The sequence below is a fragment of the Streptomyces purpurogeneiscleroticus genome (assembly GCF_020024005.1).
Classification (GTDB): domain Bacteria; phylum Actinomycetota; class Actinomycetes; order Streptomycetales; family Streptomycetaceae; genus Streptomyces; species Streptomyces purpurogeneiscleroticus.
In genome coordinates this window covers 1-9,957 of the sequence record NZ_NHSG01000252.1, presented here as the reverse complement: position 1 = coordinate 9,957, position 9,957 = coordinate 1, and the positions used below count along the sequence as shown (strand labels likewise).

Genomic DNA, 9,957 nt, shown 5'->3' with positions numbered 1-9,957 from the left:
CCCCGGCCCCGCCGGCCTCACGCCACTGCCCGACGACTGGCAGCGCGCGCTGGCGATCGTCGCCCACCCCGACGACCTCGAATACGGCGCCGCCGCCGCGGTCGCCGAGTGGACGGACGCCGGCCGCGAGGTCACGTACCTCCTGGTCACCCACGGAGAAGCAGGCATCGACGGGCTCGGCCCCGAGGAGTGCGCGGTGGTCCGGGAGGCCGAGCAGCGGGCGAGCGCGGCGGCGGTCGGCGTGCAGAACGTGGAGTTCCTGGGCCATCCGGACGGCATCATCGAGGCCGGGCTGCCGCTCCGCCGCGACCTGGCGGCCGCGGTCCGGCGGCACCGCCCGGAGCTGCTCATCACGCTCAACCACCACGACACCTGGGGCGGTGTGCACTGGAACACGCCCGACCACCGGGTGGTCGGGCGGGCCGTCCTGGACGCGGCGGGTGACGCGGGCAACCGCTGGATCTTCCCCGAGCTGTTCAAGGAGTACGGCCTCGCGCCCTGGGGCGGCGTGCGCCGGGTGGCGGTCGCCGGATCGCCGCACCCCACGCACGCCGTCGAGGTCGGCCCCGGCATCGAGCGCGCCATCGCCTCGCTCGCCGAGCACCGCTCGTACATCGAGGGGCTCAACGGCGGCGCCCAGGACCCGCTGGCCTACGCCCGCGGCTTCATCGAGCAGATGCTCCAGATGGCGGGCGACCGCCACCGCGGCCTTCCGGCCGTCACGTTCGAGGTGTTCCCCCGCTGAACGCCCGCAGCCCCGCGATCAGCCACTCGACCGCCGGGGCCGTCGCGGCCGGTGCGGACTGCCCGTTGATCACCGCGAGGAGCTGCCAGTACCGCTCGTACTCGGCGACGTGCGAGGACTCCAGGCGGGCCAGCAGCCAGGCCCGGAACTCCGGCCCGTCGCTCCGCCCGGACAGCCCGGCGTAAGCAGCCACCAGCTCGTCGACCACCGGGCGCGCCGCCGCCGACTCGGGGGCGATGCCGGCCGCGCGGGCAGCCGCGGTCCGCTCCTGGAGCAGCGCCGCCGTCTCCCGGGCCGCGGCCGGGTCCGGGTCGGCGCCTTCGGTGCGGGCCCGCACCTGGTCGGCGGCGGCCGCGCGGATACCGGCCCGGAACTCCTCGTCCTGGACCCGTTCCGCCAGCTCCACCCAGGCCGCGATCTGCTCGGGGGACGCGTCGTCCGGCAGGTCCGGCACGGCGCCGCGCATCATCTCCAGGAACTCGGTGCCGACGTCGAGTCCCCCGAAGACGCTCTCGGTGAACTCCTCGATCAGATGGCGGCGTTCCCGCTCGGACAGGTGGGCGAGCTTGTGCATGAGTTCCATCTCCTGGGGTGTGGACCCGCGTCCGGCCACCGCGCGCAGTACGGACCGGCGCAGCCGCAGGGTGCGGATCTGCACGTCCAAGGCGTCGGCGTGCGCCGCCGCGACCTCGGGGACGGTGATCTCGCGCGCCAGCACCCGCTGGATCGTGGCGAGGTCGACCCCCAGGTCGCGCAGCGTACGGACGAGGCCGAGGCGGGCCAGTGCGCCGGGGCCGTAGAGCCGGTAGCCGGCGGGTGTGCGGTCGGTCGGCGGCACCACTCCGGCATCGGACCAGAACCGGATGGTCTTCACGCTGATCCCGGTCAGCCGGGCCAGCTCACCGATGGTCCGGAGGGCGTCGTCGTTCATGTCCACCACCTTGGAGTCTCCCGTGGCCGGAGACTCAAGCCCGGGATGACGCGGATGCTACGCCGCGGCCCGGACGTGCGCGGCCGCGCGCTCCGCCTCCCGTACGGCCTCCTCCGTGTCGACGCCGACCAGCTCCCCGCGGGCCTTGCGCAGCCGGCCGTCGACGAAGACGTACGAGACGTTCGGCGGCTGGCCGTTCAGGACGATCTGACTCACCCAGTCGAAGCGGGGCGCGAAGTTGAGCGTGCCGGGGTTCAGGACGAGGACGTCGGCGCGCTTGCCGGGCGTCAGGGAGCCGATCCGGTCGGCCATTCCGATGCACTCGGCGCCGCCCAGCGTCGCCATCCGCAGCACGGCCGGGAGGGTGGGGTGGACCTCCGCGTCCTCGTGCAGCGCGCGCTGGAGCCCGACCGCGGCCTTCATGACGTTGAACATGTCCGAGGTGTCGTTGGTGCCGCCGTCGTGGCCGAGCCCGGCCTTGATGCCGCGCCGGTGCATGGCGGGCAGCGGCATGACGCCGGAGGCCAGCCGCATGTTGCTGAGCGGGCAGTGCGCCACCCGTACGTCGTGCTCCGCGGTCAGCGCGAGCTCGTCGTCGGTGAGGTGGATCGCGTGGTTCATCAGCAGCCCGGGCCCGAAGGCGCCGGCCTCGCGGAGCGAGCGGATCGGATCGTCCGCGCGGTCGTCGCGGTGCTCCAGTACGTGCGAGTTGAGCATCACGCCCAGGTCGTGCGCGACCTCCCGGAAGCGGCGCAGCTCCGGTACGGCCTTCATGCCCGCGTGCACGGACACCTGCGCGGAGGCCAGCGGCAGCGGGTCCAGCAGCTCCTTCTTGACGCGCGGGACGAGGTCGATGGCGTCGGCGCTCTGCGTCATCGCGTACACGAAGCGCAGCCCCGAGTCGTCCAGCGCCCGGATGTACTGCTCGCTGGTGTCGTACGGGATGCCGTGCACCCAGTCGACGACGGTGGTGACGCCGGCCTGCAGGGCGTCCAGGGCGGCGAGGCGCACGAAGCGGTACATGTCCGCGGCGTCGATCCTGGGGAGGGTGGCGCGGTTGCAGGCGGCCAGCCAGCCGTTCAGGTCCTGGTCCGCGCAGCCGCCCCGGATGCTGGACTGCCACAGGTGGTTGTGCAGGTCGACGAAGCCGGGGAGGACGAGCTTGCCGCGGGCGTCGATCACGCGGGTGCCCTCCGGCGCCGTCAGCCCGTGGCCCACCGCGGCCAGCCGTCCGCCGCGTATCAGTACGTCCGCGTGCTCCAGGGTGCCCAGCTCGCCGTCCCCGGCCTCGGGGTCCATGGTGAGGACGAGGTCGGCGCCGCGGAGCAGGGTGTCGCGGCCCCCGCCGTCGCCGGGTCCGGGCGGTGCCTCCTGCCGTGGCGCGGCACCGGCGATGCCCGCGGCGAGCGGCACGCTGCCGAGTCCGGCGAGGACCGTTCTTCGGGTGAGTTCCGGCGTCGGTTTCGGAAAAGTCATTCCGTTGTTGTACCGCGGGTAACACGCCGTCCCGAGAGGCGACTTCAGGCCAACCGACTCTCTGTCGGTTGACCCGACCGAAGGCTCAACTCTTCGTGGGATCAGACCACTTGGCGAGTCACCGGGTCGCCCAGCAGGCGGCGGACCCGGGCCAGGGACCTCCGCGCCTCGGAGGTCCACACCGCGCTCACGTAGACGTGGCCCGCTTCCGGCTCGAACGTGCACGTGCCGCCGTTCCCGGCCGCCGCCAGCCGGTCCGCCAGCTGCCGCGCGTCGGCGGCGAAGAGGTCCCGGCCGCCCTGGAAGACATGTACCGGCGGCAGCCCGGCCACGTCCGCGAACCCCGGGCTGAGCAGCGGGTCGCACGGATCGGCGCCGTGCGCCCACAGCCGCCCCGCCTCGATCAGGTCGTCGGTACGGAGCAACGGATCGAGCGGTTCGAGGGAGGGCAGCGCCGGGTGCGACATCGTGAGGTCCAGCCACGGCGAGAACAGCAGCACCTGACGCGGCGTGGGCAGGCCCGCGTCCCGGTACGCGACGGCCTGGCCGAGCGCGAGCCCGCCGCCGGCCGAGTCGCCGCCGAGCGCGACGTTCCCGGGCCCCGCCTCGGCGCACAGCGCGTCGTAGACCGTACGCAGCAGGGCGTACGCCGCGGGCGCGTCACCGTCGGGGGCGAGCCGGTAGAGCGGCACGGTGAGGGTGACGCCGGTGTCCTTTGCGGCGTGCTGGAGGAGCCACCAGTGGGCGGTCTGCAGCGGGAAGGCGTACGCGCCGCCGTGCGTGTAGAGCAGCTGGCGGCCGGTGGCGCCGCGGCGCGGGACGAGCCGCAGGACCGGGCGGCCGGCCACCGTCGAGCGGGTCACCTCGTAGCGGGCGCGGAGCGGGGCCGGTACCGGTGCGGCCTGCGTGGCCGGCGCGCACGTCCCCGCCATCCGTCACGTCATCCCTTCGCGGTGCCCCTCGCCGCCGCGCTCCCGGCGTCGTCCCCCGCAGTGTCCTTCGCGGGGTCCGGCACATCCTTCGCGGGGCCCGCCACGCTGTCCAGGAACCCGGCCGCCAGCGCGGTGAATTCCGCCGCCCGCTCGATCTGGGGCATGTGCCCGGTGGCGGGAAAGAGGTGGCTGCGGGCGTGCGGCAGCGCGGCGACCGCGGCGTGGAAGTGCGTGACCGGCAGTACCGCGTCCGCGTCGCCCCAGACGACGAGCGTGGGCACCCGGGCCGCCGCGCTCCGCGCGAGAAGGCGGCGGCGCCAGCCGGGGTACGAGCCGAGGACCGGCACGCCCAGGCTCAGCATCGTGGCGACGAACGTGCCCCGGAAGTCGGGCTGCCGGCCGACCAGCCCCGCGTGCCGGATCAGCTCCTCCGTCGCGTGCCGCGGGTCGTGGAACAGGTCGCGGTTGACCTGAACACCGGCCTCCCGGGCCCGGCCCCGGAACCGCTTCCCGACACCGGGCAGCGCCGCCAGTACGGCGTAACCCATGGAGCCGAGCGAGAGGTTGGCCTCGCGGCCGAAGCCCGCGCTGTTGGCGAGGACGAGGGCCGCCACCCGGTCCGGGTACTCCGCCGCGACGGTCATGGCGACCGCGCCGCCGAGCGAGTTGCCCATCAGGCGGACGGGCCGCCGCTCGCCCAGCGCGTCCAGCACGCCGGTCACGGCCCGCGCGAAGGAGGCGAGCCCGGCGCGGCCCTTCATGCGGCGGGTCAGGCCGAAGCCGGGCAGGTCGGTGCTGACGACCCGGTAGCCGCGCGCCGCGAGCAGGTCGTGGGTGAGCTGCCAGTCCTCCAGGCTGCGCGCGATGCCGTGCAGCAGCACGACCGGCGGGCCGTCCGCTGCGCCGCTGACGCGTACGCGTACGGGGTGGCCTTCGACATCCACGTATGTCGTGTCGGCGGCGGTCACTTGGCGGCCTCCGCCCGCGCGTGCGCCCGGTCCTGCCCCGGCGCACCGGCCGGCGCGTGCTCCGGCTCGCGGCCCGGCAGGTGCTGCCCGCCGCGCACGGCCGCCCGGGGCGTGGGCTTCAGCGTGCGCCGGAGGTTCGTCCGCATCGTCGTGGCGGCGTCCAGCACGTAGTTCTGCCGCACCTTCCACGGCCCGCGGTCGCCCTGCCGCGGGAACGCGTCGATGGAGCGCTTGACGTACCCGGCGGCAAGGTCGAGCAGCGGCCGCTCGGCGAGCGGACGCCCGGGCTCCGGCACCACCGCCGCGTAGTCGTTCCGGTCCATGAAGTTCAGCACCTTGCACACCAGCCGCGAGGTGAGGTCGGCGCGGAGCGTCCAGGAGGCGTTGGTGTAGCCGATGCAGACGGCGAAGTTGGGCACGCCGGTCATCATCGCGCCGCGCCACACGAACTGCCGCGACAGCTCGACCGGCCGCCCGTCGATCTCCGGAGTGATCCCGCCGAAGGCGAGCAGCTGCAGCCCGGTGGCGGTGACGACCACGTCCGCCTCCAGCACCTTCCCCGACTTCAGGCGGATGCCCTCGGGGACGAAGGTGTCGATGTGATCGGTGACGACCTCGGCCCGGCCCTGCTTCAGCGCCTTGAAGAGGTCGGCGTCCGGCACCGCGCACAGCCGCTGGTCCCAGGGGTTGTACGAGGGCGTGAAGTGGTCCCGCACCGCCTGCTCGTCCTTCAGCATGCGGGTGTTCAGGCGGGTGAGCAGCTTGCGCGCGGCCTGCGGGCGCCGCCGGCAGAACTGGTAGAAGCCGATGCCGAAGAGGATGTTCTTCGTCCGCACGGCGCGGTGGGCCACGCCCGCGGGCAGCGCGCTCCGCACCTTGTCGGCGATCTTGTCGCGGCCCGGCACGGCGCTGATCCAGGTCGGCGTGCGCTGCAGCATGGTGACCCGCTCGGCCTGTCCGGCCATCGCCGGTACCAGCGTCACGGCGGTGGCCCCGCTGCCGATGACGACCACGCGCTTGCCCTTGTAGTCCAGGTCCTCGGGCCAGAACTGCGGGTGGACGACGGTCCCGGTGAAGGAGTCGAGGCCGGGGAAGTCGGGCGCGTGTCCCTTGTCGTAGTTGTAGTACCCGGCGCAGGAGTACAGGAAGTCGCAGGTGACGGTGGACCGTACGGCCTCGCCGGTCGCCTCGTCGGTGCGTTCGAGGGTCAGCGTCCAGCGCGCCTCCCGCGTCGACCAGTCGGCCGAGAGCACCTTCGTGCGGTACCGGATGTGTCGGTCGATCCCGAATTCCGCCGCCGTTTCCTTGATGTACCGCAGGATCGTCGGGCCGTCCGCTATCGACTTGGCATCCCGCCACGGTTTGAACGGATAGCCGAGCGTGAACATGTCGGAGTCCGAGCGGATGCCCGGGTAGCGGAACAGATCCCAGGTGCCGCCCAGGGAGGCGCGGGCCTCCAGGATCGCGTACGAGCGTCCCGGGCACTCCGTCTGCAGCCGGTAGGCCGCGCCCACGCCGGACAGCCCGGCGCCCACGATCACGACATCGATGTGCTCGGTGTCCGGCCGATCGATGTGCTCGGTGTCCGGCCGCTGGCCGGCGGAAGTCGTCATGGCCCCAGTGTGCGCAATGGGGCCGGCGGGGTTCTTGACTTCATACGACACGTATTTGACCCTGAACGACATGTCGGTGACCGGGTCCGGACACAGGTCCTCCCCATGTCGGTGATCAGATCGGCGGGGCTGCGGGGCTTCCGTGCGACGGTCGCCGAGCTGGGCGGCGACGCCGAGGAGTACGCCGCGGCCGCCGGCCTGCCCGTCGCCGCGCTCGACACCGACGACCTCCTGGTCGACGACCAGGCCATGACGAAGGTGCTGGAGCTCGCCGCCGCCGGACTGGACCGCCCCGACCTCGGCCTGCGCGTCGCGGCCCGCCAGGACTTCGGCATGCTCGGCGCGCTGGCCCTGGCCATCCAGCACTCCCCCACCGTCGCCGACGCGCTCGAATGCACCTCGCGCTACCTCTTCGTCCATGCGCAGGCCCTCAGCCTCACCCTCGAACCCGACCCGTACGACGCGCCGGGCATCGCCGCGCTCCGCTACGGCCCGCACCCCGGCCTGCCGGCCCCCGTCCAGGGCACCGACCTGGGGCTCGGCTTCCTGCACCGCGCGATCCAGTTCCTCGTGGACGGCCCCTACGGGCTCCGCACCGTCGAGCTCCCGTACCGCCCCGCCGCACCGCTCTCCACGTACGAGGAGTTCTTCGGCGCCCCGGTACGCGTCGCCGGTCCCGCCGCCCTGCTCCGCGTACCGAAGAGCCTCGGCGACCGGCCGCTCGCGGGCGGCGACGAACACCTCCGCCGGCTCGCCCTGGCCTTCCTCGCCGAACAGGCGCCGGACGAACGGGCCGATATCGTCCTCCGGGTCCGCGGCGCCGTGCAGCAGTCCCTGGGCACCACCCCGCCCGACATCGGCGCCGTCGCCCGGCTGCTCAGCGTCCATCCGCGCACGCTGCAGCGGCGGCTGCGCGACGAAGGCACGACGTACGCCGCGATCCTGGACGACGTACGCCGCCAGGCCGCCCGCCACTACCTCACGGGCACCGCCATCCCCATGACCCAGATCGCCGCGCTCCTCGGCCTCTCCGAACAGTCGGCCCTGAGCCGCTGCTGCCGGCGGTGGTGGGGGATGTCGCCGACGGGGGTGCGCCGCGGCGAACGGCTTCCGGAGGGGCGTACGGGCTGACCCCGGGCGCCGCGTCGCGCCGCAAGCCGCTGTCGCGCAGAGGTAAGCCTCTGTCGCGCAGGGTCAAGCCGGGGGCGGTGCTTCACGGGCAGACTGGTGCGGCCGGAGATCGCCGAAGCCCTTACCGGAGGAGCCCCATGCCTGCCGCCGCCCTCTCCCCGTACCGTTTCGCCGGCGGTACCGCGGTCCTGACCGGCGCGGCCGGCGGCATGGGCGAGCAGCTGGCCTACGGTCTCGCGGCGCGCGGCAGCGATCTCGTCCTCATCGACCGGGACGCCGACCGGCTGGCGGCGGTCGGCGACAAGATACGCGCCGGACACCCGCGCCTGACCGTCGACACCCACGTCGCCGACCTCTCCGACACCGACGGCCTGGAAGCCCTCGTCACGCGGATCACCGAGGCCCACCCCCGCATCACGCTCCTGATCAACAACGCCGGGGTGGCGCTCGGCGGCCGCTTCGAGCAGCTGACGGCCGAGGAATTCGACTGGGTACAGGCCATCAACTTCCGCGCGCCCGTGGCCCTCACCCGGCTCTTCCTCCCGCACCTCCTGCGCTCCCCCGGCAGCCACATCGTCAACGTCTCCAGCCTCTTCGGGCTGATCGCGCCGCCCGGCCAGTCGGCGTACGCCGCCAGCAAGTTCGCGCTGCGCGGCTTCAGCGAGTCGCTCCGCCACGAGCTCGCCGACCGCGCCACCGGAGTCACCACCGTCCACCCCGGCGGCATCCGCACCCGTATCGCCGAGAACGCGCGCGTGGCCGCCGCGGCCGACCCGGCCGAGTCCCGCGCGGGCAAGGAGAGCTTCGCCAAGCTGCTGACCTACCCGGCCGACAAGGCCGCCGAGCAGATCCTGGCGGGCATCCGCACCCGCAGGCCCCGGGTCCTGATCGCCGCCTCGGCCGTCGTCCCCGACCTGCTGGCCCGCCTCTTCCCCGCCTCGTACCTGAGCGTCATGAACCGCCTCCGCCCGTCGACGGCGCGCCGCGGGCGGTAGCGCGGCGTCAGCGGCTCCCGTACTTGGCGGCGTACTTCCGGGCGATCTCCAGCTGCTCGCGTTCCATCCACTCCGCGGCGACCAGCATCTCCGGCAGCGCCTTCCGCTCGGTCGTCACGGCGCGGAACAGCCGCCCGACCGTGACCTTGTGATCCGGGCGGTCCACCACCTCGACCCGGTCGCCGGCGCTGAACTCCCCCGGCTCGATGACGCGCAGCATCGCCCCCGAGGAGCCCGCCAGCGTGAACCGCCGCAGCCAGCCCTTCTCCGCGAGCCGGCCCGCGAACGTACGGCACGGGATGCGGCCCCCCGTCACCTCCAGCACGACCCCGTCCCCGACCCGCCACCGCTCACCGACCAGCGCCTCGCGCAGGTCCATCGCCACGGTGGTGAGGTTCTCCCCGAACGCGCCGTTGGCGAGCGGCCGCCCCAGCTCCTGCTCCCAGGCGTCCAGGTCCTCCCTGGCGAAGGCGTAGACAGCCCGGTCGTCGCCCCCGTGGTAGCGCAGGTCGCAGACCGTGTCACCGGCCACTCCGCTCGCCCCTACCCCGGCCGGTCCGGGGGCCGTCACCCGCACCGGCCCGGTCACCGGCTGCTTGTCGATACCGGTCGTTCCGGACGGCGCATCGGTGTATTCGACCGGCTTCGCCGCCCCGACGTTCACACTGAGGATCTTCATAACCCGAATCTAGGCTCTAACGGGACCATTGGGTCGCAGTCGGGCGGCTTACTGATACGCCGCCGCACGGTTATCCACAGGCTCGGTACCCTCGATTGCGGCGCTCATCCCGACTTGATAGATATGGCTCCACTTAAGACGACAGCCGTTCGGCCCGGCAGGGGGAGCCTGATGAAGTTCGACATGGGAGCGCAGACGCTGTCGACGTTGCAGTCGAAGTCGCGTGGGTCGAGTGAGGACCTGGGGACGCTGATCCGGCAGCTGGTGGACGCGGCGGCGCCGTTGGAGGGCAAGTTCAACGGTTCGGGCAAGGCGGCCTTCGACCAGTTCAAGGCCCGGTCGGACGAGATCGCCTCCGCCCTGCAGAGTTCCCTGTCGGGGATTCTGGGCGGTCAGTCGGGGATGGATTCGGCGTTCAGCTCCGGTGAGCAGGAGCACGGGGACAACGCGCGGCAGCAGATGTCGGCGGCCAATTTCGACGCGGCGC

10 protein-coding genes are annotated in these 9,957 nt (G+C 73.2%); 4 read left to right on the top strand and 6 right to left on the bottom strand.

What is annotated here, in order from left to right:
• A partial coding sequence (locus CCS38_RS16310) for a PIG-L deacetylase family protein (protein ID WP_372457087.1) occupies positions 1-745 on the top strand: 745 nt, incomplete at its 5' end.
• On the opposite strand, the gene CCS38_RS16305 is transcribed toward CCS38_RS16310, so the two are convergent.
• The 5 genes from CCS38_RS16305 to CCS38_RS16285 all read right to left on the bottom strand — a co-directional run bounded on the left by CCS38_RS16305 (position 720) and on the right by CCS38_RS16285 (position 6,665).
• Positions 720-1,676 carry a helix-turn-helix domain-containing protein gene (locus tag CCS38_RS16305; RefSeq protein WP_223734003.1) on the bottom strand — a complete coding sequence of 319 codons (957 nt, stop codon included), beginning with the start codon at positions 1,674-1,676 and terminating at the stop codon, positions 720-722. The genes CCS38_RS16310 and CCS38_RS16305 overlap by 26 nt on opposite strands.
• Positions 1,677-1,733: 57 nt before the next feature.
• Positions 1,734-3,152, bottom strand: a complete 1,419-nt coding sequence (locus CCS38_RS16300) for an amidohydrolase family protein (RefSeq protein ID WP_223734002.1) — start codon at positions 3,150-3,152, stop codon at positions 1,734-1,736.
• A gap of 101 nt (positions 3,153-3,253) precedes the next feature.
• Complete coding sequence (locus CCS38_RS16295; RefSeq protein ID WP_223734001.1) at positions 3,254-4,084, bottom strand: alpha/beta hydrolase fold domain-containing protein; 831 nt, start codon at positions 4,082-4,084, stop codon at positions 3,254-3,256.
• An 8-nt stretch (positions 4,085-4,092) separates the two neighbouring features.
• Entirely contained in the window at positions 4,093-5,052 is a 960-nt protein-coding gene (locus CCS38_RS16290) for an alpha/beta fold hydrolase (RefSeq protein WP_223734000.1), read from the bottom strand.
• Positions 5,049-6,665 (bottom strand): flavin-containing monooxygenase, encoded by a 1,617-nt coding sequence (locus CCS38_RS16285; protein ID WP_223733999.1) that lies wholly within the window; start codon positions 6,663-6,665, stop codon positions 5,049-5,051. Before CCS38_RS16285 ends, CCS38_RS16290 begins: the two co-directional genes overlap by 4 nt.
• Positions 6,666-6,770: 105 nt before the next feature.
• Between CCS38_RS16285 and CCS38_RS16280 the strand changes: the two genes are divergently transcribed.
• Together CCS38_RS16280 and CCS38_RS16275 are read left to right on the top strand one after the other, a co-directional pair.
• Positions 6,771-7,796 carry an AraC family transcriptional regulator gene (locus CCS38_RS16280; protein ID WP_223733998.1) on the top strand — a complete coding sequence of 342 codons (1,026 nt, stop codon included), beginning with the start codon at positions 6,771-6,773 and terminating at the stop codon, positions 7,794-7,796.
• A gap of 137 nt (positions 7,797-7,933) precedes the next feature.
• Entirely contained in the window at positions 7,934-8,791 is an 858-nt protein-coding gene (locus CCS38_RS16275) for an SDR family NAD(P)-dependent oxidoreductase (RefSeq protein WP_223733997.1), read from the top strand.
• 7 nt (positions 8,792-8,798) lie between these two features.
• Here CCS38_RS16275 and CCS38_RS16270 read toward each other — a convergent pair whose 3' ends face one another.
• Positions 8,799-9,470 carry an MOSC domain-containing protein gene (locus CCS38_RS16270; RefSeq protein ID WP_223733996.1) on the bottom strand — a complete coding sequence of 224 codons (672 nt, stop codon included), beginning with the start codon at positions 9,468-9,470 and terminating at the stop codon, positions 8,799-8,801.
• Between the two features lie 171 nt (positions 9,471-9,641).
• Between CCS38_RS16270 and CCS38_RS16265 the strand changes: the two genes are divergently transcribed.
• Positions 9,642-9,957: hypothetical protein (locus tag CCS38_RS16265; RefSeq protein WP_223733995.1), on the top strand; the 316-nt coding region annotated here is incomplete at its 3' end.

Bases quoted from the DNA above. Each gene is read 5' to 3' on its own strand.
- CCS38_RS16295 (WP_223734001.1), bottom strand. From the start codon at position 4,084: ATGGCGGGGACGTGCGCGCCGGCCACGCAGGCCGCACCGGTACCGGCC.
- CCS38_RS16300 (WP_223734002.1), bottom strand. From the start codon at position 3,152: ATGACTTTTCCGAAACCGACGCCGGAACTCACCCGAAGAACGGTCCTC.
- CCS38_RS16285 (WP_223733999.1), bottom strand. From the start codon at position 6,665: ATGACGACTTCCGCCGGCCAGCGGCCGGACACCGAGCACATCGATCGG.
- CCS38_RS16270 (WP_223733996.1), bottom strand. From the start codon at position 9,470: ATGAAGATCCTCAGTGTGAACGTCGGGGCGGCGAAGCCGGTCGAATAC.
- CCS38_RS16275 (WP_223733997.1), top strand. From the start codon at position 7,934: ATGCCTGCCGCCGCCCTCTCCCCGTACCGTTTCGCCGGCGGTACCGCG.
- CCS38_RS16305 (WP_223734003.1), bottom strand. From the start codon at position 1,676: ATGAACGACGACGCCCTCCGGACCATCGGTGAGCTGGCCCGGCTGACC.
- CCS38_RS16280 (WP_223733998.1), top strand. From the start codon at position 6,771: ATGTCGGTGATCAGATCGGCGGGGCTGCGGGGCTTCCGTGCGACGGTC.